Origin of the sequence: Pseudomonas sp. AO-1, assembly GCF_019775695.1 — a bacterium.
In the GTDB taxonomy this organism is placed as follows: domain Bacteria; phylum Pseudomonadota; class Gammaproteobacteria; order Pseudomonadales; family Pseudomonadaceae; genus Aquipseudomonas; species Aquipseudomonas parakoreensis.
Genome location: NZ_CP079947.1, coordinates 4,672,294 through 4,698,751 on the forward strand (window position 1 = coordinate 4,672,294; position 26,458 = coordinate 4,698,751).

The 26,458-nt window shown below is 61.7% G+C and carries 25 protein-coding genes; 5 read left to right on the plus strand and 20 right to left on the minus strand.

Features of this window, described 5'->3' with window-relative positions:
• Window positions 1-103 precede the first annotated feature (103 nt).
• The 4 genes from KVQ82_RS21180 to KVQ82_RS21195 all read right to left on the minus strand — a co-directional run bounded on the left by KVQ82_RS21180 (window position 104) and on the right by KVQ82_RS21195 (window position 4,883).
• The gene (locus KVQ82_RS21180; RefSeq protein WP_222015638.1) at window positions 104-1,978 is read right to left on the minus strand and encodes an MFS transporter; all 1,875 of its coding nucleotides are present in this window, start codon (window positions 1,976-1,978) and stop codon (window positions 104-106) included.
• A gap of 97 nt (window positions 1,979-2,075) precedes the next feature.
• Window positions 2,076-3,227, minus strand: coding sequence for a TDT family transporter (locus KVQ82_RS21185; RefSeq protein WP_222015640.1), 1,152 nt, complete (start codon window positions 3,225-3,227; stop codon window positions 2,076-2,078).
• Window positions 3,228-3,332: 105 nt separating this feature from the next.
• A complete protein-coding gene (locus tag KVQ82_RS21190; protein WP_222015642.1) occupies window positions 3,333-3,644 on the minus strand; it encodes a cupin in 312 nt (103 codons plus the stop codon).
• A 51-nt stretch (window positions 3,645-3,695) separates the two neighbouring features.
• Entirely contained in the window at window positions 3,696-4,883 is a 1,188-nt protein-coding gene (locus KVQ82_RS21195; RefSeq protein ID WP_222015644.1) for an MFS transporter, read from the minus strand.
• A 91-nt stretch (window positions 4,884-4,974) separates the two neighbouring features.
• Here KVQ82_RS21195 and KVQ82_RS21200 point away from each other — a divergent pair, with 91 nt between their 5' ends.
• The gene (locus KVQ82_RS21200; RefSeq protein WP_222015655.1) at window positions 4,975-5,517 is read left to right on the plus strand and encodes a TetR/AcrR family transcriptional regulator; all 543 of its coding nucleotides are present in this window, start codon (window positions 4,975-4,977) and stop codon (window positions 5,515-5,517) included.
• Window positions 5,518-5,764: 247 nt separating this feature from the next.
• Window positions 5,765-9,235, plus strand: a complete 3,471-nt coding sequence (locus KVQ82_RS21205; RefSeq protein ID WP_222015657.1) for a PAS domain-containing hybrid sensor histidine kinase/response regulator — start codon at window positions 5,765-5,767, stop codon at window positions 9,233-9,235.
• 86 nt (window positions 9,236-9,321) lie between these two features.
• On the opposite strand, the gene rmuC is transcribed toward KVQ82_RS21205, so the two are convergent.
• On the minus strand, window positions 9,322-10,686 hold the full coding sequence (gene rmuC / locus KVQ82_RS21210; RefSeq protein WP_222019431.1) for a DNA recombination protein RmuC: 1,365 nt from the start codon (window positions 10,684-10,686) through the stop codon (window positions 9,322-9,324).
• Between the two features lie 175 nt (window positions 10,687-10,861).
• Window positions 10,862-11,185, minus strand: coding sequence for a sel1 repeat family protein (locus KVQ82_RS21215; protein WP_084234297.1), 324 nt, complete (start codon window positions 11,183-11,185; stop codon window positions 10,862-10,864).
• 1,010 nt (window positions 11,186-12,195) lie between these two features.
• On the opposite strand from KVQ82_RS21215, the gene KVQ82_RS21220 reads away from it, so the two are divergent.
• The 3 genes from KVQ82_RS21220 to KVQ82_RS21230 all read left to right on the plus strand — a co-directional run bounded on the left by KVQ82_RS21220 (window position 12,196) and on the right by KVQ82_RS21230 (window position 14,595).
• The gene (locus tag KVQ82_RS21220) at window positions 12,196-12,420 is read left to right on the plus strand and encodes a hypothetical protein (protein ID WP_007962908.1); all 225 of its coding nucleotides are present in this window, start codon (window positions 12,196-12,198) and stop codon (window positions 12,418-12,420) included.
• Window positions 12,421-12,694: 274 nt separating this feature from the next.
• Window positions 12,695-13,177, plus strand: a complete 483-nt coding sequence (locus KVQ82_RS21225; RefSeq protein ID WP_041074321.1) for a hypothetical protein — start codon at window positions 12,695-12,697, stop codon at window positions 13,175-13,177.
• 146 nt (window positions 13,178-13,323) lie between these two features.
• The gene (locus tag KVQ82_RS21230) at window positions 13,324-14,595 is read left to right on the plus strand and encodes an OmpP1/FadL family transporter (protein ID WP_086794935.1); all 1,272 of its coding nucleotides are present in this window, start codon (window positions 13,324-13,326) and stop codon (window positions 14,593-14,595) included.
• Window positions 14,596-14,774: 179 nt separating this feature from the next.
• On the opposite strand, the gene KVQ82_RS21235 is transcribed toward KVQ82_RS21230, so the two are convergent.
• From KVQ82_RS21235 to cobO, 14 genes are all read right to left on the minus strand, one after another.
• The gene (locus tag KVQ82_RS21235; RefSeq protein WP_222015659.1) at window positions 14,775-15,335 is read right to left on the minus strand and encodes a glutathione peroxidase; all 561 of its coding nucleotides are present in this window, start codon (window positions 15,333-15,335) and stop codon (window positions 14,775-14,777) included.
• 54 nt (window positions 15,336-15,389) lie between these two features.
• Window positions 15,390-15,515 carry a hypothetical protein gene (locus KVQ82_RS31665; protein WP_256198942.1) on the minus strand — a complete coding sequence of 42 codons (126 nt, stop codon included), beginning with the start codon at window positions 15,513-15,515 and terminating at the stop codon, window positions 15,390-15,392.
• Window positions 15,512-16,720: an MFS transporter gene (locus tag KVQ82_RS21240; protein WP_097087521.1), complete on the minus strand. Its 1,209-nt coding sequence runs from the start codon at window positions 16,718-16,720 to the stop codon at window positions 15,512-15,514. Before KVQ82_RS21240 ends, KVQ82_RS31665 begins: the two co-directional genes overlap by 4 nt.
• 53 nt (window positions 16,721-16,773) lie before the next feature.
• A complete protein-coding gene (locus KVQ82_RS21245) occupies window positions 16,774-17,178 on the minus strand; it encodes a MarR family winged helix-turn-helix transcriptional regulator (RefSeq protein WP_007950413.1) in 405 nt (134 codons plus the stop codon).
• A gap of 201 nt (window positions 17,179-17,379) precedes the next feature.
• Window positions 17,380-18,111, minus strand: a complete 732-nt coding sequence (locus KVQ82_RS21250; RefSeq protein WP_222015668.1) for an adenosylcobinamide-GDP ribazoletransferase — start codon at window positions 18,109-18,111, stop codon at window positions 17,380-17,382.
• 1 nt (window position 18,112) lies between these two features.
• A complete protein-coding gene (cobC, locus tag KVQ82_RS21255) occupies window positions 18,113-18,688 on the minus strand; it encodes an alpha-ribazole phosphatase family protein (RefSeq protein ID WP_222015670.1) in 576 nt (191 codons plus the stop codon).
• Entirely contained in the window at window positions 18,685-19,740 is a 1,056-nt protein-coding gene (gene cobT / locus KVQ82_RS21260; protein ID WP_222015676.1) for a nicotinate-nucleotide--dimethylbenzimidazole phosphoribosyltransferase, read from the minus strand. Before cobT ends, cobC begins: the two co-directional genes overlap by 4 nt.
• The gene (cobU, locus tag KVQ82_RS21265; protein ID WP_222015686.1) at window positions 19,737-20,258 is read right to left on the minus strand and encodes a bifunctional adenosylcobinamide kinase/adenosylcobinamide-phosphate guanylyltransferase; all 522 of its coding nucleotides are present in this window, start codon (window positions 20,256-20,258) and stop codon (window positions 19,737-19,739) included. The genes cobT and cobU overlap by 4 nt, the downstream gene beginning before the upstream one ends.
• 138 nt (window positions 20,259-20,396) lie before the next feature.
• The gene (locus tag KVQ82_RS21270; protein ID WP_222015688.1) at window positions 20,397-21,848 is read right to left on the minus strand and encodes a cobyric acid synthase; all 1,452 of its coding nucleotides are present in this window, start codon (window positions 21,846-21,848) and stop codon (window positions 20,397-20,399) included.
• Complete coding sequence (gene cobD / locus KVQ82_RS21275; RefSeq protein WP_222015690.1) at window positions 21,845-22,837, minus strand: threonine-phosphate decarboxylase CobD; 993 nt, start codon at window positions 22,835-22,837, stop codon at window positions 21,845-21,847. The genes KVQ82_RS21270 and cobD overlap by 4 nt, the downstream gene beginning before the upstream one ends.
• Window positions 22,830-23,738, minus strand: coding sequence for an adenosylcobinamide-phosphate synthase CbiB (gene cbiB, locus KVQ82_RS21280; protein WP_222015692.1), 909 nt, complete (start codon window positions 23,736-23,738; stop codon window positions 22,830-22,832). The genes cobD and cbiB overlap by 8 nt, the downstream gene beginning before the upstream one ends.
• Window positions 23,735-24,385 (minus strand): 5,6-dimethylbenzimidazole synthase, encoded by a 651-nt coding sequence (gene bluB / locus KVQ82_RS21285; RefSeq protein WP_086794931.1) that lies wholly within the window; start codon window positions 24,383-24,385, stop codon window positions 23,735-23,737. Before bluB ends, cbiB begins: the two co-directional genes overlap by 4 nt.
• Complete coding sequence (locus KVQ82_RS21290) at window positions 24,382-25,782, minus strand: cobyrinate a,c-diamide synthase (protein ID WP_222015703.1); 1,401 nt, start codon at window positions 25,780-25,782, stop codon at window positions 24,382-24,384. Before KVQ82_RS21290 ends, bluB begins: the two co-directional genes overlap by 4 nt.
• Window positions 25,779-26,390 carry a cob(I)yrinic acid a,c-diamide adenosyltransferase gene (gene cobO / locus KVQ82_RS21295; RefSeq protein WP_041074346.1) on the minus strand — a complete coding sequence of 204 codons (612 nt, stop codon included), beginning with the start codon at window positions 26,388-26,390 and terminating at the stop codon, window positions 25,779-25,781. The genes KVQ82_RS21290 and cobO overlap by 4 nt, the downstream gene beginning before the upstream one ends.
• Window positions 26,391-26,458 lie beyond the last annotated feature (68 nt).

Sequence of the window (26,458 nt, forward strand, 5' to 3'; positions counted from 1 at the left end):
CAAGCCAGCTCCCACAGGGATCTCCGGTGAACACAATTCTTGTGTAAATCCAGAAAACCTGTGGGAGCTGGCTTGCCAGCGATGGGGCCAATTCAGATAACAACTATCTGACAGTCCCGCGCAACGCCCCCACCAACCCCTGCAGCTTCGCCGGCTCCGCAGATTCCACCGCCACCGCCGAACCGGCTACCAACGTCACCCGCGACCACAACCGCTTGAACAGTCCCTTGTTCGGATCGCGACTGAAGAAACTGCCCCACAACCCCTGCAACGCCAGCGGAATCACCGGCACCGGCGTTTCTTCGAGAATCCGCGTCAGCCCGCCCTTGAACTCATTGATCTCGCCATCAGTGGTCAACTTGCCTTCCGGGAAGATGCACACCAGCTCACCGTCCTTCAGATACTGGGCAATCCGGGTGAAGGCCTTTTCGTAGATCTGGATGTCTTCGTTGCGTCCGGCAATCGGAATCGTCCCCGCCGTGCGGAAGATAAAGTTCAGCACCGGCAGGTTGTAGATCTTGTAGTACATGACAAAGCGAATCGGCCGACGCACCGCGCCGCCAATCAGCAAGGCATCGACGAACGACACGTGGTTGCACACCAGCAATGCCGCGCCCTCGTCCGGGATCGCCTCGAGGTTGCGGTGCTCGACGCGGTACATGGAATGGCTGAGCAGCCAGATCATGAAACGCATGCTGAACTCGGGGACGATCTTGAAGATGTAGGCGTTGACGCCGATGTTCAGCAGCGACACCACCAGGAACAATTGCGGAATCGACAGTTTGACCACGCTCAGCAACACGATCGAAACGATCGCCGACACCACCATGAACAGGGCGTTGAGAATATTGTTGGCGGCAATCACCCGCGCCCGCTCGTTCTCGGCGGTGCGCGACTGGATCAAGGCGTACAGCGGCACAATATAGAAGCCGCCAAAAATACCCAGGCCGAGAATGTCGACCAGCACCGCCCAGGTATGCGCAAAGCCCAGCACTTCGGTCCAGCTGTGGCCAGTGACGCTTTCCGGGATTCCACCGGAATGCCACCACAGCAGCAGGCCAAACACGGTCAGGCCGAACGAACCGAACGGCACCAGACCGATCTCGACTTTGCGCCCGGAGAGCTTCTCGCACAGCATCGAACCCAGCGCAATGCCTACCGAAAACACTGTGAGAATCAGCGTCACCACGGTTTCGTCGCCGTGCATCCATTCCTTGGCGTAGGCCGGGATCTGCGTCAGGTAAATCGCCCCGACAAACCAGAACCACGAGTTGCCGACAATCGAACGCGACACTGCGGGCGTCTGGCCCAGACCGAGTTTGAGGGTGGCCCAGGACTGGCTGAAGATGTTCCAGTTCAGGCGCATTTCCGGCGATGCCGCCGCCGCGCGCGGAATGCTGCGACTGGCGAGATAACCGATCACGGCAATGCCGACAATCGCGGTCGACACCAGTGGCGCGTAATGGGTCGAGGACATGATGATCCCGGCGCCGATGGTCCCGGCGAGAATCGCCAGAAACGTGCCCATCTCCACCAGCCCGTTGCCGCCAACCAGTTCATCCTCACGCAACGCCTGCGGCAGGATCGAATACTTCACCGGCCCGAACAGCGCCGAATGCGTGCCCATGGCGAACAGCGCCACCAGCATCAGCGACAGGTGATCGAAGAGGAAACCGACCGATCCTACGGCCATGATCGCGATTTCCGCGAGCTTGATCAGACGGATCAGCGCGTCCTTGGCGAATTTTTCCCCGAACTGCCCGGCCAGCGCCGAGAACAGGAAGAACGGCAGGATAAACAGCAGCGCACACAGGTTGACCCAGATCGAACGGTCACCTTCGATGGTCAGCCGATACAGAATGGCGAGGATCAGCGACTGCTTGAACACGTTGTCGTTGAACGCGCCCAGTGACTGGGTGATGAAAAACGGCAGAAAGCGCCGAGTGCGAAGCAGGTTGAACTGTGAGGGGTGACTCATCTTCCGTGTTTCCCTGAGGTCGGTAGAGAATGGCCTGGATCTGCTTATTGGAATCTCGATCGGCGATCCAGGCCACACCTTACCTAAACTTTTCAGGTTATTTCTTCAACCCTGCAATACAAGGTGAGACAAACAGCTCACCGCGCCACGCGCCTTGCACGGTGCGTTTACCGACGATCAGCCACATCACCGCCAGCAGACTCACCAGCACGCAGCCGACCACGCTGAAAAAACCCAGGCTCAGCGTGCTGGCGAGCTTGAGGGTCGCCAGCGAATACACGCCCAGCGGGAAGGTAAAACCCCACCAGCCGAGGTTGAACGGGATGCCGTCACGCAGGTAACGCGCGGTGATCAGCAGCGCCATCAACATCCACCACAAGCCGAAGCCCCACAGGGTGATACCGGCGACCAGCCCTACGCCTGCAGCGATTTCACCGATACCCGGCAGCCCGTTGGCGGCGAAGATCGCTGGTGCATCAGCGCCCAGCAGCAACATGCCCAACGCACCAGTGCCGATCGGGCCGAGGGCCAGCCAGCTCGAGGCGGCCATGTTTTCGTGAGGCAGTTTATGCAGCGCCATGCGCAGCAACAGGATGGTCAGAATGCTGAACGCCACCGGCAGGGAAAATGCCCAGAGCACGTAGCTGGTGATCAGCACCACCAGTTGCGCGTGAGCATCGGCCAGATGCGGCGCGAGCAAACCGCCGCTGGCCGCCGCCACTTCTGCAGCCACCACCGGTAGCAGCCAGACGGCAGTCATCTGGTCGATGCTGTGTTCCTGACGGGTAAACATCATGTACGGAATCAACACACCGCAGGCCAGCGACATCGCCACATCGAGCCACCACAGCACTTCGGCAAGATGAATCACGCCCTCGCCCCAGCGTGGCAGACCGAACAATAAAAAGCCGTTGATGATGGTCGCCAAACCCATGGGAATAGTGCCGAAGAACATCGATACGGTGGAGTGGCCGAAGACCCGCCGCGCTTCATCAAAAAATAAGATCCAGCGCGCGGCATAAGCGAAGGTAAACAGGCTGAACAACAGAATGTTGAATAGCCACAAACCTTCGGCCACCGCGTGCAACCCGGGGATCGCCACCGGCAGTTGCGCCAGCGCCAGGGCCAGCACGCCGGTGCCCATGGTCGCGGCGAACCAGTTCGGGGTGAATTGACGGATCACTTCACGCGGATGCTGAAGCTGGCTTAACGGCTTGATGCCGGGTTTGGCTATGTTGGGGCAAGTCATCATGAACTCCTGTCCTCAGGTGAGGTTAAGTCCATGGTAGAACCGAATCGAATATCTATATAACGGGTAATTTCTCTATCTGTTATCTACTTTGCAGATAAGCAGTCAAACACTGCCTTCGCTTTCGATTACCAGAATCCGCGCCACCCCCTGTGGGTGCGCAACGTGCTCAGTGCCGACCGAGGCGTAGAAGATGTCGCCGATCTCCAGCAGCACCTGCTTTTCTTCGCCCTGTTCGCGATAGTGCATCTGCACTTGACCGTCGAGCACCACGAACACCTCCTCACCGTCGTTGATGTGCCATTTGTACGGCTGATCAGTCCAGTGCAGGCGCGTGGTGATGCCGTTCATGTTGGCGATGTCCAGCGCGCCCCAGGCACGCTCGGCGGTGAACGACTTGCTGCGGATAATCTTCATCTGTCGATCCGTGAAAAGAAGGCCGGACAAAGGTAACTGAAACCACCGCGTTTATGGAGTGCTGCAAGCCTTGACTGCTTGCGGGCGCAGGCTGAGCAACAGCGCGGCGACGGCCAGGACGATCAATCCGGCGCCATAGCCGTCGGTGGTCGCCAGCAACCCATAGGCTCGGGTCAAATGCCCGGCCAACAAGGCCGGCAGGCAGAACGCCAGATAACTCAGCGCGTAGTACGCCGACATCAAACCGGCCCGTTCATGCGGCAGGGCCAACGGCACCAGGCTGCGCACCGCGCCGAGGAAACCCGAGCCAAAGCCGCAACCGGCAACCAGTGTGCCGAGGAAAAACAGCGCCAGACTGGCGCTGTGCACGCCGAGCAAAATCAGCAGCACGCCGATAGGCAGCAGACTGGCGCCAATTTGCAGGGCTTTGCCGGCGGGACGATTGCGCAAAGTGAAGATCATCAGCGCCCCGGTCACGGTCAACGCCGAAACGGTAGCGCCGCCGATCAGGTTCGACGTCGAACCGGTAGCAGTGCGCACCAGCGACGGTGCCAGTGAGGCAAAAAAGCCGCCGAGGGCCCAGGTTGCGGTGTTCAGCGGTAGCACACGCCATAAGGTCGAACGCGCCTGAACCGGCACATGCAGGGTTGGCCGCAACGAAGCCCAGGCCCCGGCTTGTGGAGTGACGCTTTCCGGCAGACGCCAGACATACACCGCCTGCAACACAAACAGCGCCAGCAGCAGCCAGTAAGTCAGCTGCAACGGCGCCGGGGCGAACTCGGCCAGCAAGCCGCAGCCCATGCTGCCCAGCGCCATGCCGAGCAACGGTGCGACGCTGTTGATCAACGGCCCTTGCTGGCGGTCGGTGTCGAGCAGCGTCGCGCTCAAAACAGCGGTGGCCATGCCGGTGGCAAAACCCTGCAATACGCGGGCGCTGATCAGCCAGGCAACACTGTCGGCGCCGATAAACAGCAACATCGCCAGTGCATTGAGCAGTACTGCCGTGAAAATCACCGGTTTGCGTCCCAAGTGATCGGACAGCGAGCCGACCGTCAGCAGCGCCGCCAGCAGACTCAGCGCATACACGCCGAAAATCAGGGTCAGCACCGCTGCCGAGAAGTGCAGTTGATCCTGATACAGGTGATACAACGGCGTCGGCGCCGTGGAAGCGGCGAGAAAACTGAGTAAGGTGATCGCCAGAAAAATCAGGCTGCCACGGTTGGAAGCAAGGCTGGTCATGGGCACACTCCGCAAAAGCTAATTTTTTGCTTTTGCGGAGTGTGCTCCCGGCCTTGGCTTAAAGCAAATTCTTTGTGTTAAGGTCTGACGCATGGCTATTAAAGAAGGTTTACGCCCCGGTGGCCGCAGTGCCCGGGTGCAAGAGTCGATTCATTCGGCAGTCCGCGCACTTCTGCAAGAACAGGAGCGCAGCACCGTGACCGTCCCGCAAATTGCGGCGCGCGCCGGGGTCACGCCGTCGACGATCTATCGGCGCTGGGGTGATCTGGCAGCATTGCTCGCCGACGTCGCCCTCGCCCGCATGCGCCCGGACAGTGAACCGGCGGTGACCGGTGACCTGCGCGGTGATATCCGCGCCTGGGCCGAGCAGTATCTGGACGAGATGAGTTCGGAGCCTGGGCGCAACATGATGCGCGACGTGCAGGCCAGCGCCACGCCGGGGTATTGCGTGACGATCATTGGCGCGCAGTTGCAGACCATCATCGAGCGTCACCCTGACGAGCCGGCGCCGAGCGTTGATCATCTGATCAATCTGGTGGTGGCCCCGGTGGTGTTCCGGATTCTGTTTTCGGCGGCGGCGCTGGAGGTGGATGAGCTGCATCGGTTGATCGATATCGCGCTGAAACAGGACTGACGCTTTCGCTGGCAAGCCAGCTCCCACAGGGTCTGTGATGTTCACAAAATATGTGCCCACTGGAGTTCCTTGTGGGAGCTGGCTTGCCAGCGATGGGGCCTGACCGGTCACCCGAGAAGCCACCCGGTTTCAAACCTGCGACACCCCGCCACGCCACGACCTTGGTCGACACTGACTAACCGCCGCACTCATGCGAGACTGTCCGCCCGGGCAGGATTGCCGGGGAGTCTTTTGTCGGGAGTGTTGCATGTCGCTGTCCACCGGGCTGATCGCCGCCGTCGCCCTGGCCTATATGGCCATCATGTTCGCCATCGCCTTCTATGGCGACCGTCGCAGCACGCCGTTGCCGCCGCGGATGCGCGCGTGGGTATACAGCCTGTCGCTGGCGGTTTATTGCACCAGTTGGACGTTCTTCGGCGCCGTCGGCCAAGCCGCTGAACAGCTGTGGTCATTCCTGCCGATCTACCTCGGGCCGATCCTGTTGTTGCTGGGGGCGCCGTGGGTCCTGCAGAAAATGGTGATGATCAGCAAACAGGAGAACATCACCTCGATTGCCGACTTCATCGCCGCGCGCTACGGCAAATCGCAATCGCTGGCAGTGGTGGTCGCGCTGATCTGTCTGGTCGGCGTTCTCCCTTATATCGCTCTGCAACTCAAAGGCATCGTCCTCGGTGTAAACCTGTTGATCGGCGCCGGTGCCGACGCCATGGGCACCCGCGCCCAGGACACCGCGCTGATCGTGTCGCTGGTGCTGGCGCTGTTCACTATCGTCTTCGGCACGCGCAACCTCGACGCCACCGAGCACCACCGCGGCATGGTGCTGGCGATTGCCTTTGAATCACTGGTCAAGCTGTTCGCCTTTCTTGCTGTCGGCGCCTTCGTCACCTTTGGCCTGTATGACGGTTTCGACGACCTGTTCAATCAGGCCATGCTCGCGCCACGACTGGAGCAATACTGGAAAGAAACCATCAACTGGCCGTCGATGGTGGTGCAAACGGGTGTGGCGATGATGGCGATCATCTGCCTGCCACGACAGTTTCATGTCACCGTGGTGGAGAACATCGACCCGCAAGACCTGCGCCTGGCCAAATGGGTGTTCCCGGCTTATCTGGCGCTGGCCGCGCTGTTCGTGGTGCCGATCGCCCTCGCCGGGCAGATGATGCTGCCGAGCCACGTACTGCCCGACTCGTTCGTGATCAGCCTGCCGCTGGCCCAGGCCCATCCGGCCTTGGCGTTGCTGGCGTTCATCGGCGGCGCGTCGGCGGCCACCGGCATGGTGATTGTGGCCAGCGTGGCACTGTCGACCATGGTTTCCAACGACATGCTGTTGCCGTGGTTGCTGCGCCGTAACAACGCCGAGCGCCCGTTCGAAGTGTTCCGCCAGTGGATGCTCTCGGTGCGCCGCGTGAGCATCGTGCTGATTCTGTTGCTGGCCTACGTCAGTTACCGCTTGCTCGGCTCCACCGCAAGCCTCGCAACCATCGGCCAGATCGCCTTCGCCGCCGTCACCCAACTGGCCCCGGCGATGCTCGGCGCGCTGTACTGGAAGCAGGCCAACCGTCGCGGGGTTTTCGCCGGTCTGGCCGCCGGTACGTTCCTCTGGTTCTACACGCTGATCCTGCCGATTGCCGCCCACAGTCTCGGCTGGTCGCTGAGCACGTTCCCGGGCCTTTCGTGGCTGCACAGCAACCCGCTGAACCTGCCGATCACCCCGCTGACCCAAGGCGTGGTGCTGTCACTGGCGGGCAACTTCACGTTGTTCGCCTGGGTCTCGGTGCTGTCGCGTACACGGGTTTCGGAGCACTGGCAGGCCGGGCGCTTCATCGGTCAGGAAATCAGCGCGCGGCCGAGTGCGCGTTCGATGCTCGCAGTGCAGATCGATGATTTGCTGCAACTGGCGGCACGCTTTGTCGGTGAAGAACGTGCGCGGCAGAGCTTCATTCGTTTCGCCTACCGGCAGGGCAAGGGCTTCAACCCGAACCAGAATGCTGACGGCGAATGGATCGCCCACACCGAACGCTTGTTGGCTGGTGTGCTCGGCGCTTCTTCGACTCGGGCAGTGGTAAAAGCGGCGATTGAAGGTCGGGAAATGCAGCTGGAGGACGTCGTCCGGATCGCTGACGAAGCCTCGGAAGTGCTGCAGTTCAACCGCGCCCTGCTGCAAGGCGCGATCGAGAACATCACCCAGGGCATCAGCGTGGTCGACCAGTCGCTGAAACTGGTGGCGTGGAACCGGCGCTATCTGGAGCTGTTCAACTACCCGGACGGCTTGATCAGCGTCGGCCGGCCGATTGCCGACATCATTCGCTACAACGCCGAACGCGGCTTGTGCGGCCCCGGCGAGGCGGAAGTCCACGTTGCCCGGCGGCTGCACTGGATGCGTCAGGGGCGTGCGCACACGTCCGAACGCTTGTTCCCCAACGGCCGAGTGATCGAGCTGATCGGCAACCCGATGCCCGGCGGCGGCTTCGTCATGAGTTTCACCGACATCACCGCGTTCCGCGAAGCCGAGCAGGCGCTGACCGAGGCCAACGAAGGTTTGGAGCAACGGGTCAGCGAGCGCACCCAAGAGCTGTCGCAGCTCAACGTTGCACTGACCGAAGCCAAGGGCCATGCCGAGGCCGCGAATCAGTCGAAAACCCGTTTCCTCGCCGCCGTCAGCCATGACCTGATGCAGCCGCTGAACGCCGCGCGCCTGTTCTCTGCCGCCCTGTCCCACCAGGACGACGGCTTGAGCAGCGAGGCACAGAAACTGGTGCAACACCTCGACAGTTCGCTGCGTTCGGCAGAAGACCTGATCAGCGACCTGCTGGATATTTCCCGCCTGGAAAACGGCAAGATCAACCCCGATCGCAAGCCGTTCGCGGTCAACGAGCTGTTCGACACCCTCGGCGCCGAATTCAAGGCGCTGGCGCAGGAACAAGGGCTGACGTTCCGGGTGCGCGGCAGTCATTTGCGCATCGACAGCGACATCAAGCTGCTGCGGCGGATCTTGCAGAACTTCCTGACCAACGCGTTCCGCTACGCCAAGGGCCCGGTGCTGCTGGGCGTACGCCGTCGCGGCAGTGAACTGTGTCTGGAAGTGTGGGATCGCGGACCGGGGATTCCGGAAGACAAGCAACAGGTGATTTTCGAGGAATTCAAACGCCTCGACAGCCATCAGACCCGCGCCGAAAAAGGCCTCGGCCTGGGCCTGGCGATTGCCGACGGTTTATGTCGCGTGCTTGGCCATACCCTGCGCGTACGTTCGTGGCCGGGACGCGGCAGCGTGTTCAGCGTCAGCGTGCCATTGGCCCGGACGCAAGCGCTGCCGCAGAACGCCGCGGTGGAGTTGAACGGCAAGTTGCTCAGCGGCGCGCAAGTACTGTGCATCGACAACGAAGACAGCATTCTGATTGGCATGAACAGCCTGCTCACCCGCTGGGGCTGTCAGGTGTGGACGGCGCGCAATCGCGAAGAATGCGCGGCGTTGCTCAACGATGGCGTACGACCGCAACTGGCACTGGTCGACTATCACCTCGACCACGGCGATACCGGAACCGAGCTGATGGCGTGGCTGCGCACCACGTTAGGCGAGCCGGTGCCGGGGGTGGTGATCAGCGCCGATGGCCGCCCGGAGACGGTGGCGCAGGTGCATGCGGCAGGGCTGGATTATCTGACCAAACCAGTGAAACCGGCGGCGTTGCGGGCGTTGTTGAGTCGGTATGTGCCGCTGTAAAGCAAAAGATCGCAGCCTGCGGCAGCTCCTACATGGGATTTGCATTCATCCTGTAGGAGCTGCCGCAGGCTGCGATCTTTTGCTCTTCACTCTGGCAGTTCGACCAGCCCGTCGACATCGGTCATCGCCCGTTCCAACAAGTCCGCCGGCAGACTCTTGCTCGCCCGCGCACCGAGCAGTTTGAGCTGTTCACTGCGGCTGACCAGGTTGCCGCGCCCTTCCGTGAGTTTGTTGCGCGCCGAACTGTAGGCCTTGTCCAGCTGTTGCAGGCGATTGCCGACTTCGTCCAGATCCTGAATGAACAGCACGAATTTGTCGTACAGCCAGCCGGCACGCTCGGCGATTTCCCGGGCGTTCTGGCTCTGCCGTTCCTGCTTCCACAGGCTGTCGATCACCCGTAACGTCGCCAGCAAGGTGGTTGGGCTGACGATCACGATGTTGCGGTCGAACGCCTCCTGAAATAGCGTCGGCTCGGCTTGCAAAGCGGCGGAAAATGCCGCTTCGATCGGCACGAACAGCAACACGAAATCGAGGCTGTGCAGGCCTTCCAGACGCTTGTAATCCTTTCCGGCCAGGCCTTTGACGTGACTGCGCAGCGACAGCACGTGCTGCTTGATCGCGATCTGGCCGAGGGTGTCGTCTTCAGCGGCGACGTACTGCTGATACGCCGTGAGGCTGACCTTGGAGTCGACCACCACCTGCTTGTCGCCCGGCAGGTAAATGATCACGTCTGGCTGGAAGCGCTCGCCGTCCGGCCCCTTGAGGTTGACCTGGGTCTGGTACTCGCGGCCCTTCTCCAGACCGGCGTGCTCCAGCACCCGCTCAAGAATCAACTCACCCCAGTTGCCTTGGGTTTTCTGGCCTTTGAGGGCACGGGTCAGGTTGGTCGCTTCGTCACTCAGACGCAGGTTCAATTGCTGCAGACGCTCCAGCTCTTTGGCCAGCGAAAAGCGCTCGCGGGCTTCGGCCTGATAGCTCTCTTCCACGCGTTTTTCGAAGGACTGGATGCGCTCTTTCAGCGGATCGAGCAACTGCCCGAGGCGCTGTTGACTGGTCTCGGCAAAGCGCTGTTCACGCTCATCGAAGATCTTTCCTGCCAGCTCGGCGAACTGCGCGCGCAACTCATCGCGCGAGCCTTGCAGGTCGCTGAGACGTTGTTGATGGCTTTCCTGTTGCTCGCGCAGTTCGGCGTTCAGCGAAGCGGTCTGGGCGTCGAGGCGGCGCAATTCGGCCTCTTTGTTGGCACGCTCGATGTTCCAGGCGTGGGACGCGTCACGGGCGTCATCGCGTTCGATCTGCAACAACTCGACTTCGCGGCGCAGAGCCGCCAACTCCGCCTGCCTGGCGGCATTGGCCTGGCCGAGGTCGACGATTTCATCGCGGCTGGATTCCAACTGCACGTTAAGCCCGTCCTGCGCCAGTTGCGCCATGGCCAGGCGCTCTTCGAGCAAGGCGACCTCGGCTTGCCGATCGCTGGCCCGCCGCTGCAGTTGCCAGGCCAGCGCCAGCAGCGGTAATCCCGCGCCCGCCAGACCGAGCAACACGCTGGTCAAGTCCATAGCCATAGCCACTCCTGCCGATCCGATAAAGCCTGAAGGTTAACCAAGGCGTGGGGTGTTGGACAGCTCAGTCTTCGAGCAGACCGAGTTCCCGTTGTGCACGACGGTCGCCGGCGCGAGCGGCCTGGCGCAGCAGATCCTGGCCGATGCGCCGATCCCGGGCATTGCCGCACTCGCGGCACATCAATTGGCCGAGGCGACTTTGCGCCGCGACTACGCCTTCGCGTGCCGGTTGCTTGAGCAGACGCCCCGCCAGATGCTTGGCATTACGGCTATCGCCCAGCCGTGGGCTGTCGAGCAGCCATTCGGCCACACGCACGGAAAATCGCTTGGGTGAGGTAACACGAGGGTGTTCGGAGGTAACAGAGTCTGATACTGAGCGAAACTTCATAAAACACTGTGGGACAGATCGGAAGGCGCGCCACTCTACTCTCTTTTTCGTACAGGTAAAGTCGAAAAAAACCCGGCACGCCCGTCCTAGAGCAAGCGCTAGGGACAATCCACAGAAGCTGTGGATAACTCAGTGGACAACCGCTCCCGAACCTCCGCAAAGCCTTGTGGAATGGGGCTCGCAGTCAAACTGACGATTTTTTCACCAACAAAAAAAGACGATATTTTTCATTGACTTAAACTTTTGATGCAGGCAGCCACCGGGGTCAGGATTGATGTGACAGTGAGGTTACCGTCTGCGCAACTAATGTGCACAAGTACCTGTTACCCGGTTATATCGATGCGCTTTTTCGGGTCGTTTTGCGCCCTGAGCAGTGGATAAGCGGGTTGGCGATGGGCATGGCTGCACGCTTTTGTGGCGACGGACGGCTTCTTCGCGAGCAGGCTCGCTCCCACATTCGGTCCCTGTTCTCCTGTGGGAGTGAGCCTGCTCGCGAAAGGGCCAGCCCTGTCACCCACGATCCGCGCCACCGACCGAAATCTTTTTTGCCGCAGGGTTTGCATTGTCCAGGACGTTTCGTTACTATCCGCGGCGTTAGTACCAAGCTGAAAGTCAATTCCGGTCGAACACATCCCCACGGTCAACCTTCTTCCCAGAAGCCCTTCACCGAAAAAAGCGGGAACGACCCCTCGATGGTTTCCAGGTAAATCTTGCGCCAGCACAGCCTTTGAATGAATGCAAAGGGTGCTGCAAAGACCACTTACTCTGACCGAACCAACCTGCAAATTGATCAGGATCTTCACCCCGGGCCCAGAACCTCTGCCCTCGATGTGTTGCCTGTCCTCCTAAGTACCTACCTGCCAGCCCAAGCGCGCCAACTTATCAGCGCTTCAAACTGGCTGCTTTGTTCCAGTCGGGTTCTTTGTTCGACCAATGGTGGTCGACATTACTGGAACGTTTTAACGTTGCACGGTTCTTATCCGTGTCATTTGTAGGAACACCTAATAACTATGTCTACTCAAATCCAGACTCAGGATGCCATTCGCACCCTAACCAACGCTTTTGCCCCAATGAACTGCCTGATCATGGCCGCTCGCAAAGGCTGCTTCAGCTTCACCGTGGTCAATGAACACGGGATCGCTCGCCACAGCGAGCGTCTGTACCCCGATCAATACTCCAGCGCCGAACCGCTGCAGGCCATTATCGATCGTACGCGTCAGGCGTTGATTGCCTGAGGGCCGAAAAGGCTGCAAAAGCAAAAGCCCCGCACATAATGCGGGGCTTTTTATTGCCTGATGTTTCGCTTTTAGCTTTTGACGTCTAAGCACCATCGGATATAACGCGACTGACCCAGCGCCGGAAATATTTTAAAAACAGGCCTTTACGACGTGAATATGACACTACACTTCAACTCAAGCGGCTTGATCCGCTTCCGGCGAGCCTGAGTCGATCCACCGCTGCCAAGGCCCCTTCAGGTTTCGCCGCCCCATTACAAGAATCGAGGGCATTATGGGTATCGCTGCCAGCGAACTGTGTCGCTACGTGATCCGTCCCACATTGATTTATCTGGGACGTCACTGCGCAACCGCCGAATCCCTGCTGCTGGGAATCGCCGCCAGCCAGTCCGCCCTCGGCTCCGCCCTGCATGACCGCCGTGGCCACGGCCTCTACCGGATTGCCGAGCATCGCCACCAAGCCCTTTGGGATCACTACCTGGCACTGGATCCGGAGCGCGCGAGCCTTGTTCGCGGCCTCGCCAGCCAGCATGCTTTTCTTAGCGGCCCGCACCTGGAATTGACCGTCAATCTGCGTTACGCCACCGCCATCGCCTGGCTGCTGGTAGAAGAACAACACCCCACCCTCCCCGCCCCGGGCGATCTGCTGGGCATGGCGCGAATCTGGCGTCAGACCTTCCAGCCGCAAGGCCGTCTGCGCGACTTCACCTACGCTTGGCAAACCTGTGTTTCACCGGTGAATCAGGTCGCGTGTTGACTGGCGAGTTTCAGAAGATCGCTCAACAGGCCGCGAATCTGGTCGGATTGTCCTACAAAACCGCTCTAACTCAAGGTATAGGGACTATAGCGCTGGAACGAAAATGTTGGTAATTTTCGCCCCGGTGATCACCAGGAGTTCTAATAATGAAAAAAGTCATGCTCAAAACCACCCTTAGCCTCGCCGTTACCATGGCATCCACCCAGATCTTCGCAGCTGGCTTTGCCATCAACGAACACAGCATCAGCGGGATGGGTACTGGTTACGCTGGGCGATCCTCTTCTGCCGACGACGCAAGCACTGTTTATGGCAACCCTGCCGGCATGTCGCGCCTCACGCGCGAACAAGTCACCGGCGGTGTTGCATTCCTCGATGCCAAGACCGATATCAGCGACGCCAGCTCCAGCCCTAACGGCGGCAGCAACAAAGGCGACATGGTGCCCTTCACCTCCGTACCTATGGGCTTCTATGTCAAACCGATCGACGAGCATTGGGCATTCGGCCTCGGCGTTTACGTGCCGTTCGGCCTGATTACCGACTATGAAAAAGGCTTTGGCGGCCGTTACTTCGGCAGCAAGTCCGAAGTACAAGTCATCACTTTCCAGCCAACTGTCAGCTATAAGTTCAACGATGTGGTGTCGATCGGTTTCGGTCCGACCATCAACCGTATCGACGGTACGCTGGAATCCAACCTGTCGATCACCCAGGCCGCGCCGGACGGCAAGGTCAAGATCAAGGGTGACGATACCGCGCTGGGCTACAACATCGGCGTGCTGGTACAGGCCACCGACACCACGCGTCTGGGTCTGACCTACCACTCGAAAGTCGATTACAAGCTCGAAGGCAACACCAAGGTCAATTACAGCGTGTTGGGCGCAGTCGGTCTGGGCGCCGAGCAGAAGTACGACGCTTCGCTGAAGATCACCACGCCTGAATCGGTGGACTTCTCGGTCACTCAGGCGATCAACGATCGTTGGAACGTCTACGCCGGTTCGACCTGGACCCGCTGGAGCCAGTTGAAGAAGATCACCGTTGAAAACTCCGGCGTACAGCCGCTGCTGGCCGGTCAGTTTGGCGAGATCACCGAAGAGCAGAACTGGCACGACTCCTGGGCTTACGCCGTGGGTACTTCGTACCAGCTGAACAAGGAATGGGTACTGCGCACCGGTCTGACTTTCGACCAGTCGCCGACCAACAACGTCGACCGCTCGCCACGCATCCCTACTGGCGACCGCACAATCTTCAGCATCGGTGCCGGCTGGAGCCCGACCGAAGACCTGACCATCGACGTGGCTTACTCGTACCTGAAAGAAGAGTCGGTCAAGGTCCACAACCAGAACGATCGTGGCCAGACCTACGACGCCAAGTATGAAAACTCGGCAAACGGTTTCGGTGTTGGCGCTACTTACCGCTTCTGATGCTGCACGGCGAGGCTAAACCCTCGCCCACAGAAAAGCCCCGCTCTCTTTAAAGAAAGCGGGGCTTTTTGTGCCTGAGATTTACAACCTGTAGGAGCTGTCGAGTGAAACGAGGCTGCGATCTTTTGATCTTGTTTTTTAAGATCAAAAGATCGCAGCGTTCCGCAGCTCCTACAGGGTCATGGTTGCAGTGGTTTTGAGGCGATAGCCTTTTCAACTGCCGCAATAAACTCCGGATCATCCGGCTTGGTCAGGCTGGAGAAATTGGCAATCACCTTGCCCTGCCGATCAATCACATACTTGTAGAAATTCCACTTCGGCGCACTGCTCTGTTCGGCCAGCACCTTGAACAGGTGAGTCGCCTCATCGCCACGAACCTTCTGCGGCTCGGTCATGGTGAACGTCACGCCGTAGTTGGCGTAGCAGACCTTGGCGGTTTCGGCGCTGTCCTTGGACTCCTGCTTGAAGTCATTGGAGGGCACGCCGAGCATTTCCAGGCCTTGCGCCTTGTAATGCTGATTGAGCGCTTCGAGGCCCTCGAACTGGGGAGCGAAGCCACAGAAACTGGCGGTATTGACCACCACCAGCGGCTTGCCGGCGTAGCGCTGGCACAGATCGACGGATTCCTTGGCGCGCAACTTGGGCAACGAACCTTGCAGCGCCTCCGGGCAATCAGCCGCCTGGGCCAGTCCGGTCAACGCCATCAGCAACGCGGGTACAGCACACCAGCGCATGAGCATGTCGGGCATCCTTTGAGCAGTCATCAGACTCCCGACGTTACTCGTCATCCAAGCCTACAAGCAAGCGCCCATGCCCAACTGCATCAACGCCAGGCCGCCCTGATGCCAGCCCCACCACACCAGCGCCAGCAACAGCGCGCCGAGTGCGGTGAAGGCGATTCGCGGCCAGGAACGCTTCATACGGCGCCGACAGCCGGTTGCAGGCGCGCCACCGGACGCTCGCGTACCGGCCAGTTCAGCGCGGCCGCCAGCAGGCTCAAAAGAATCGCCACTTGCCAGATCAAGTCATAACTCCCGGTACGGTCATACACCACGCCTCCCAGCCAGCCGCCGAGGAACGAGCCAAGCTGATGAAACAGGAACACGATGCCGCCGAGCATGGACAGATTGCGCACACCAAACAAGGTCGCCACCGTGCCGTTGGTCAACGGCACCGTCGACAGCCACAGGAAGCCCATGGCCATGCCGAACAGGTACGCCGACGTCGTCGTCACCGGCAGCCACAGAAACAGCACGATCACCACCGCACGCAGCAGATACAACGCCGTCAGCAGACGCGGCTTGGACATGCGTCCGCCGAGCCAGCCAGCGGTATAAGTGCCAAAGATATTGAACAGACCGATCAGCGCCAGCACCGTGGTGCCGACGGTTGCCGGCAGATGTTGATCAACCAGATAGGCCGGCAGATGCACACCGATGAACACCACCTGAAAGCCGCAGACGAAAAAGCCGAATGCCAACAGCCAGAACCCCGAGTGCGAACAGGCTTCGCGTAACGCTTCGGACAGGCTCTGTTCATGGCCCAGCACCGGCAGCGGCTTGTCCTTGAGCATGCTCACCAGCGGCACGATCAGCGCCACCAGCAGGCCCAGCACCAGCAACGCCGCCGACCAGCCGAGCCAGCCGATCAAACCCAGCGTGCCCGGCAACATCGCAAACTGGCCGAACGAACCGGCAGCACTGGCGATGCCCATGCCCATGCTGCGTTTTTCCGGCGGCACCGCACGACCGACCACGCCGAGAATCACCGAGAACGACGTACCGGACAGACCGATACCGATCAACAGACCGGCACTCAGCGACAGGGTCAGCGCCGAATCGGACAGCCCCATGCACACCAGGCCCGCGGCATACAGCACGCCGCCGACCAGCACCACTTTCGCCGCCCCGAAACGGTCAGCCAGGGCGCCAGTGAACGGCTGCGCCAGACCCCAGATCAGGTTCTGCAGGGCGATGGCGAAGGCAAACACTTCGCGCCCCCAGCCGAACTGCGCACTCATCGGCGACAGGAACAGGCCGAAGCCGTGCCGCACGCCCAATGACAACGCCAGAATCAGCGCACTTCCCAGCAACACCCAACCGCACGTACGCCACATCGATGTCATTGTTATTCTCCGTTCGCGGGTATATACCCGCTTAAATCCGGAAAAACCGGCGTTCAGGCCAGTTCGTCCAACAGTCGCAGCAAGGTTTCACGCTTCTCGGCGCCCAGGCGATCGATCAATCGCTGTTGCGCCGCTTCCCAGGCTGGCAGCGCCGCCGCAAGGCGCTGTGCACCGGTTTCGGTGAGCCGGACGATGCGGTTGCGCATGTCCTCGCCCTCGGCCAGCGCCACCAGGCCCTCGCCTTCCAGCACCCGCAGGTTGCGCCCCAGGGTGCTGCGATCCAGGCCCATGGCTTCGGCCAGTTCCGAGATGCTCGGTTGATCCAGACGCTGCAGATTGCACAGCAAAGAATACTGGGCAACGTTGATCCCGAAGCCGTCGAGAGCGCCGTCATAATGCCTGCTGACGCCACGAGCGGCGCGACGCAGGTTGGTGCACAAACATTGAGAAGGAAGCATGATGCGTGTATATACCCGCGACTGTGTTAAATCAAGTTACACATGAGTTTATCAATAAGGATTGTGGCGTCTGACACATCCCCATCGCTGGCAAGCCAGCTCCCACAGTTTTTGCAAGTGTTCAAAAAATCTGCAAACGCCCTCAATACTTGTGGGAGCTGGCTTGCCAGCGATGAGGTCCGAACAGGCAACAGACGCCTGTCAGACCAACACCACCCCAACCAGCACCGCCATCTCCAGCAATTCCAGCAATGCCCCCGCCGTATCGCCAGTGGTCCCACCCAACCGCCGCATCATCACCTGCCGCAGCCAGACAAACCCGACGAACGCGACAACCAGCGCAACAATCGCTTTCACCCCGGCAATCAGCAAACAGGCCAGCGCACTCGCCCCAAGCACCCACCAACCGGCCCTGCGCGGCAAATGATCAGCCAACGCCTGCCCCAGACCTCCCGCGCGCACATACGGCGTGGTCAGAAACAGCCCCAGCAACGCCGCTCGCCCCAGCAGCGGCACGATGATCAACATCACCGCGTGCCCTTGCTCGACCAGCGCCAGCAACGCGCAGAACTTCAGCAGCAACACCAACACCAGCGTCACCACGGCAATCGGCCCGCTGCGCGGATCCTTCATGATCGTCAGCGTGCGCTCACGATCACCGAAACCACCAAGCCAGGCGTCGGCGCTGTCAGCCAGACCATCCAGATGCAGCGCGCCGCTGAGCAGCACCCACACCGTCAGCAACAGCGCCGCATGCAACAACAACGGCGCGCCGGCCAATACCAGGTTGAATGCCCAGAGGATCACCCCGAACAGCAGCCCCACCAACGGATAAAACAACAGCGAACGCCCGAGCTGTTGCGGCTCCGGCATCCCCGGCAGACGAATCGGCAAGCTGCTGAGAAATTGCAGGGCGATCCACAGTGGCAGCATCTCAGTGACCTTCCTTGAGCACGCCATCGGCCTCGACGCTGAGCGCGAACAGCGAAGCATGCGCGACTTCGACATTGAGCAACTGCTCACGTGGCAAACCTCGCGCCTGCGCCAGCAACAGACGCATCACGCCGCCATGACTGATCAACAAAACGCGTTCACCGGCATAGGCCTGATGCAAACGCGCAACCGCGCCCAGCACGCGCGCCGCAAAATCACTGACCGGCTCACCCTGCGGCGGCGTGAAAGCATACGGATCGGCCCAGAACAACCCCAGCGCCTCGGCATCGGTCTCCATCAGTGCCGCTGCGCTCTGCCCTTCCCAGGCACCGAAATGCAGTTCCTGCAGGTCCTTGTCCAACTGCACCGGCAGATTCAGTTGCTCGCCCAGCTCTGCAGCAAACCGCGCACAACGCTGCAGCGGCGAGCTGATCAAGCGATCCCACGGCCCTCCGGCTATCACCGCCGCACGCATCTGCGCCCAACCCTTTTCCGTGAGCGCATCATCGAGGCTACCGCGCAATCCGCCGCCCAGCTCCGTCTCCCCGTGGCGCAGCAGGTCCAGACGCAACGTCATGCCGGACGATCCGCCACCGCCGCTTCGGCGAACGTCGCCATCTGCCCGTGCAGGTCGCAGGCCAGACGCAACAGCGGCACAGCCAACGCCGCCCCGCTGCCCTCGCCCAGACGCAAACCGAGTTCCAGCAGCGGTTCGGCATTGAGGGTTTCCAGCACATGACGATGGCCCGGCTCGGCGCCCCGGTGGCCGAACAGCAGCCACTCGCGGCAGGCTGGATTCAGCCGCACCGCGACCAACGCGGCGACCGTGCAGATAAAGCCGTCGACCAGCACCGCCACGCCCTCCTGCGCACAAGCCAGGTACGCGCCGACCAGTGCGGCGATTTCAAAACCGCCGAGGTTGAACAGGGTTTGCAGCGCATCGCCACGTTGCGCCGCGTGCAGCGCCAGTGCGCGCTCGATCACTTGTGCTTTATGGCTGACGCCTTCGGCGTTCAACCCGGTGCCGGGACCGGTCAGGTGCACCACCGGGCAATCGAGCAAGGCACACGCCAGTGCACTGGCGGCAGTGGTGTTGCCGATGCCCATTTCGCCACCGATGAACAACTGTGCGCCCGCCGCTTTGGCGCGCAGCACGCTGTCACGACCGGCCTGCAAGGCGAGTTCGCCCTGCGCTTGGGTCATCGCCGCGCCCTTCGCGAAATTCGCCGTGCCCGGGCCGATGTTAAGGTGGCGCACGCCCGGCAGGTTCAACGATGGCGTCACCGTGCCCAGATCGACCACCTCCAATTGCGCATCGAGCTGGCGCGCCAGCACGCTGATCGCCGCACCGCCGCTGACGAAGTTGAGCAGCATCTGCCCGGTGACTTCCTGCGGGAAGGCGGAAACACCTTCCGCGACCACCCCGTGATCACCAGCAAAAATCGCGATCCAGACCTGCTTGAGGGTCGGCTTGATCTGCCCCTGCAATCCGGCCAGCTGCACCGCCACGCTTTCGAGGCGACCGAGGGACCCGGCCGGTTTGGTCAACTGCTGTTGGCGCGCCGCCGCGTGTTCAACGATCTCGGTATTTACGGATTGGCACGGGTTCAACCACCACGCTTGAGTCATAACGCAGGTCCTTTCAGGGTCAGGGGCAGGCCGGCGACGGTCAGGACGACTCGCTGACAACGCTCGGCCAGAGCTTGATGCAGCCAACCGGCTTCATCGACGTAGCGGCGAGTCAATTCGCCCAGCGGCACGACACCCATTCCGGTCTCGTTGCTGACAAAAATGATTTCCCCCGGCAATGACGCCAGGCAGTCCAGCAGAGCTTCACGTTCGGCGGCGAGACGCGCGGCGTCATCGAGCATCAGCAGATTGGTCAGCCACAGGGTCAGGCAGTCCACCAGCAGGCAACGCTCGGCGTCGGCGCTTTCACGCAGGACGCGGGCCAGCGCTATGGGCTCTTCGATCAGTGCCCATTCGGCCGGACGCCGGGCGCGGTGATGGGCGACGCGGGCGTTCATTTCACCGTCCAGCGGCTGGCTGGTGGCGATGTAGGTGACAGCCAGATGGCTGTCGCTGGCGAGTTTTTCCGCCAGGCGACTTTTGCCGGAGCGGGCGCCGCCGAGGATCAGTTGGTGCATGGGGACATCCTGAAAATTAAGTGTTGAGGCAACCGGCCCCTTCGCGGGCAAGCCCGCTCCCACAGTGATCGCAGTGGCTGAAACACCTCACTCCCCTGTGGGAGCTGGCTTGCAAGCGATGGGGCCTGGGCAGGCCACTCAAATCCCGCAGAGCTCACGCAACAAATCGGTATCCAGATGCCGCTCCACCAGATCCGCCAACCGCTCGATATCGCGCTCGCGCAAGCCGTGGTAATCCACCTCCTGCACAGCGCTCAACCCGGCCCAGCGCAGTAACGCGGCACTGGCTTGCGGTGATTCGAACAAGCCATGCAGGTAGGTGCCGAACACCTGCCCGTCCAGACTCTGCGCGCCATCGCAACGACCGTCATCCAGATGCACCGCCGCATTTTCCAGCGCCGGCCCCACCGTCACGCCTGCATGGATTTCATAGCCACTGACCTCGGCGTTTTCCAACGCCAGATGCCCTCGGACATTGCGTAACTGCTTCTCGGCTTCCAGCGTGGTTTCGAACGCCAGCAAACCCAGGCCGGCACTCGAACCCGGCGCGCCTTCGAGGCCCAGCGGATCGTGCACTTGCTCGCCGAGCATTTGCAGACCGCCACAGATCCCCAGCACCTTGCCGCCATAGCGCAAGTGCCGATTGATCGCCGTGTCCCAGCCATTGGCACGTAAATAGGCAAGATCGCTGCGCACGCTTTTCGAGCCAGGCAGAATGATCAGGTCGGCGGCAGGGATCGCCTGCCCCGGGCCGATGAATTGCAGATCGACCTGCGGATGCAGGCGCAGTGGATCAAAGTCCGTGTGGTTGCTGATGCGCGGCAGCACCGGCACCACCACTTTCAACACCTGTTCGGCCTTGTCGGTCTGGCGCTGATCGATGCCATCCTCGGCCTCCAGATGCAGATCCATCACGTACGGCAGCACGCCGACCACCGGTTTGCCGGTGCGTTGTTCCAGCCAGTCGAGGCCCGGTTGCAGCAAGGCGATGTCACCGCGAAAGCGGTTGATGATGAAGCCCTGGACCCGTGTCTGCTCGCTCGGCGACAGCAACTCCAGCGTGCCGACCAGATGCGCAAACACCCCGCCGCGATTGATGTCGGCGATCAGCAGCACCGGGCAATCCACCGCTTCGGCGAAGCCCATGTTGGCGATGTCACCGGCACGCAGATTGATTTCGGCCGGCGAGCCAGCGCCTTCAACCATCACCAGCGGATAGGCCGCGCTCAGCCGCTCGTGCGACGCGAGCACCGCCTGCATGGCGATGGCTTTGTAGTCGTGATACGCCACCGCGTTCATGCTGGTGACCGCGCGGCCATGGATGATTACCTGCGCGCCGGTGTCGCTGTTGGGTTTGAGCAGCACCGGGTTCATGTCGGTATGCGGTTCGAGATGCGCGGCTTGCGCCTGCACCGCTTGCGCCCGGCCAATCTCGCCGCCGTCGGCGGTCACCGCACTGTTGAGCGCCATGTTCTGCGGTTTGAACGGCACCACCGCCACGCCCTGACGGGTGGCCCAGCGGCACAGCGCCGTCACCAGCGTGCTTTTACCGGCGTCGGAGGTGGTGCCTTGCACCATCAAGGTGGTCATTTCGATTCCTTGGCAAAGGCTTGCAGCGCCTGTTCGAGGCGCGCTTCTTCAGCGGCGTTGGCGGGCAGGCCAAAACGCAAACTGCTGTTGTGGGTGAAGATGCGCAGAAGGATCCCGCGTCGCGCCATGAACTCGTGCAACGCAGGCGCGTGCTCGGTGATCAGCCACTGAAACAACGCGCAACCGCCCTGAGGTTTGAAACCATAGCGCTCCAGCAACAACACGAGGCGCTCACTGGCCTCATCGCTGCGAATACGTTGCCGAGTGTGCGCTTCGGTGTCCTGCAAACAGGCCTGACCGAGCACCCGCGTCGGCCCGCTCACCGCCCACGGCCCGACCTGTTCGGCGAGCAATCTGAGCAACTTGCGCTCGGCCAGCACAAACCCCAGACGCACCCCGGCCAGACCGAAAAACTTGCCGAAGGAGCGCAAGACGATCAGGCCAACTTGATGGGTGTGCGACGCCAGACTCAGTTGCGGCGTGTTATCCATGAACGCTTCATCGACCACCAGCCAGCCGCCGCGCTGGGCCAGCCGCGCATGCCAGTCGAGCAGCCGCGCCGGCGTCAGGCTCAGGCCGGTGGGATTGTTCGGATTGACCACCACCAGCACGTCGAGGCTGTCGAGAAAGAACTCCACTTCCTGCTCCAGCACTTCGCGCACGATGTAACCACTGCGACGCCAGGCTTCGGCGTGCTCGGCATAACACGGCGACAACACACCGACCTTGCCGGCGCGGCGCAAACGCGGCAGCAGCTGGATCGCCATTTGCGAGCCGGCCACCGGCAGCACCTGCGAAGCACCGTAGTAATCACACGCGGCCTGCTCCAGGCCGTCGTCGGTTTCCGGCAAGCGTGCCCAGGCGCGCAACGGAATCTGCGGCACCGCAAATGGCCACGGCGCAAGGCCGCTGGACAGGTCGAGCCAGTCGGCCTCGGCAATCCCGTAATCGAGTGCAGCCTTGCGCAGCCGGCCACCGTGCTCAAGCATAGAATTCAGCCCCCACGCAGAGAATCAGCAGCCATAACCATACCCCGCGCTGGACCAATTGCCAGCCACGATCAATCGAATCGGCATCCGCCGGCGCACCTTCGCCCAGTTGCGGACGCTCATGCAGTTCGCCGTGATAGATCGCCGGGCCGCCCAGTTCGACGCCTAACGCACCGGCGCCAGCCGCCATCACCGGACCGGCGTTGGGGCTGTCCCATTGCGGGCCCTGGCTGCGCCAGCATTTCCAGGCGAGCCGGGTGTTGCCCAGCAGCGCGTAGGTCAGCGCCACCAGTCGGGCCGGAATGTAGTTGAGCACGTCGTCGATTTTTGCCGCGCACCAGCCGAAGCGCTCGAAGCGTTCATTGCGATAGCCCCACATTGCGTCGAGCGTATTGCTCAGGCGATAGAGCACCACGCCCGGCGCGCCGGCCACGACGAACCAGAACAGCGCGGCGAACACCGCGTCACTGCCGTTTTCCAGCACCGATTCGGTGGCGGCGCGGGCGACGGCGGTGCTGTCCAGTTCGCTGGTCTGGCGACTGACCAGATAGCCGACGCGTTTGCGCGCTTCTTCCAGATCATCAGCGCGCAAGGCGCAGGCTACCGGCGCGACATGCTCACCGAGGCTGCGCATGCCGAGGGCGCAATACAGCGCCAGAATCTCGACGATCCAGCCCACGTACGGCGCCCAGGAAAACGCGGTCGCGAGCAAGGTCAGCGGCAGCACCGCGATCACCCACGCGGTGACCCCGTGACTGCGCCAGCCACGTCCGCCCGCATTGAAACGGCGCTCGATGCGCCCGGCAAAATTGCCGAACGCCACCAGCGGATGCCAGCGTTTCGGTTCACCCAGCAGCGCATCCAGCGCGACCGCGGCGACACTCAACAACGCCACACTCATTGACTCACTCCCCAATAATTTTCGTACAGCAACTCATTGAGCGGCCGCGCCTGCGCCCACCCTTCGAGTACCAGCATCGGCGCCGGATAGAATGCCTTGACCGGCCCCAGGCACAACACCGCCAATGGCTTGGCCCCGGCCGGCAGCTGCAGCAGATCGGCCAGCGCCTGCGGTTCGAACAGCGACACCCAGCCCATGCCCAGCCCCTCGGCACGTGACGCCAGCCACAGATTCTGAATCGCGCAGGACAGCGAGGCCATGTCCATTTCCGGCAGCGTACGACGGCCGAAAATGTGCTTTTCGCGATCATCCATCAGCGCCGCGACCAGCACTTCGGCGCAGTCGTTGATGCCTTCAACCTTGAGCTTCATGAACTCGTCACTGCGCTCGCCGAGGGCTTCGGCGGTACGCACGCGCTCTTCTTCGACGAGGTTCTGGATCTGCCCACGCAAGGCGCGATCGCTGATGCGGATAAAGCGCCATGGCTGCATCAGACCGACGCTGGGCGCCTGATGCGCGGCTTCGAGCAGACGGCGCAGCAGCTCCGGTTCGACCGTGCCGCCGGTGAAGTGGCGCATGTCGCGGCGTTCGGCGATGGCTCGGTAGACGGCTGCGCGTTCGGCCTCGGAATAGGCGTTGTCGGTCATGGCCCCATCGCTGGCAAGCCAGCTCCCACAGGGGATCGCGTTTCTTCAGGCATGACACCGGCCACTGTGGGAGCTGGCTTGCCAGCGATGGCGGCCTTGAGATCTGGCGCAAACAATGCGGCAATCGCCGTCGGGTTCGACGGAAAGTAAAAATGCACGTACGACGCCGTCATCCGCCCTTCCCGATAAACCGCCTCCGCCCCGCGCCCGCCATTCGGGCTGATGCCCCGGGCAATCGGCGTCAGCTCGGTGCTGGTCAGGGAATGGTGATAGGTGTGGCCGCGCAACGAACCTTCTGGCAAATCCACCGCTTGCAGTGCCAGTGCCGCCAGACGTTTTTGCATCACTGCCTCACCGCGCAGCAGCCCGACCAGTTCGGCGCGGGTGCCGTCGACATCGGTCAACGCGTCGAGCAGATAGAGCATGCCGCCGCACTCGGCAAGCAGCGGTTTGCCGGCAGCGTGGTGCGCGCGAATCGCATCCAGCATCACAGTATTTTGCGCCAGCGCGACATGGTGCAATTCCGGGTAACCACCGGGCAGATACAGACTGTCGGCGTCGGGCAACTGCGTATCGCGGATCGGCGAGAAGAAACTCAACTCGGCGCCCATCGCCCGCAGCAGATCGAGGCTGGCACCGTAGGTGAAGGCAAAGGCTTCGTCACGAGCGACGGCAATGCGCACGCCGTCGAGCAGCGGTTCAGCGCTGATCATTTCAGGCGCGGCGAATGCCACGGCCGGTGGCAGCGCTACCTCGCAACTGCTGGCCAGTGCTTCAGCCGCCGCGTCGAGACGCAGGTCCAGATCATTCAGTTCGCTGGCCTGCACCAGACCGAGATGGCGGCTCGGCAACTCGATCCCGGTTTCCCGCGACAGCGCGCCGTACCAACGCAGACCTTCGGTGAGGCTGCCTTCGAGCAATTGCGCATGACGCAAGGTGCCGACGCGGTTGGCCAGCACCCCGGCAAACGGCAGGTCCGGCTGATAGCGCGCCAACCCCAGCGCCAGTGCACCAAAGGTCTGGGCCATGGCGGTACCATCGATCACACCAAGCACAGGCACACCAAAATGCCGCGCCAGATCAGCGCTGGACGGCGTGCCGTCGAACAGGCCCATCACACCTTCGATCAGGATCAGATCGGCTTCGGCGGCGGCTTCCCACAACAGGCGGCGGCTTTCTTGTTCGCCAACCATCCACATGTCCAGTTGATACACCGGCGCACCGCTGGCGCGCTCGAGAATCATCGGGTCGAGGAAGTCCGGGCCGCACTTGAACACGCGCACCTTGCGCCCCTGATTGCGGTGCAAGCGCGCGAGCGCGGCGGTGACGGTGGTCTTGCCCTGACCGGAGGCCGGCGCGGCAATCAGCACCGCCGGGCAGTGACGTGGTTGATTCAAAGTTCGACGCCTTTCTGCGCTTTGATGCCGGCCTGGAAGGCGTGCTTGAGCATGCCCATTTCGGTGACGGTGTCGCCCATTTCGATCATTTCCGGCTTGGCCGCGCGGCCGGTGACGATCACGTGCTGCATCGGCGGACGCGCCTGCAGGTCGCTGAGCACTCGATCCAGATCGAGGTAGCCGTGTTTCAGGGCGATGTTCAGTTCATCCAGCACCACCAGGCCGATCGACGGATCGCGCAGCAGCTCGCGGGACACTGCCCACGCAGCTTCGGCGGCGGCGATGTCACGCTGGCGGTCCTGGGTTTCCCAGGTGAAACCCTCGCCCATCACGTGAAAACGCACTTGCTCGGGGAAGCGGCGGAAGAACAACTCTTCACCAGTGCTGTTGCGGCCCTTGATGAATTGCACCACGCCACACTGCATACCGTGGCCCATGGCGCGGGCGAGCATGCCGAACGCCGAGCTGCTTTTGCCTTTGCCATTGCCGGTCAACACCAGCACCAGGCCGCATTCGTCAGGCGAATTGGCGATGCGCTCGTCGATCACGGCTTTTTTGCGCTGCATACGCGCCAGATGGCGTTCGTCGCGCTCGGGGGAATCGGTCATGGGGAGCTCTCCGTTGAGGCTGGATAACGGCGGGCAGGCACAAGAACAGACGGCAAAAAGCCTGGCAT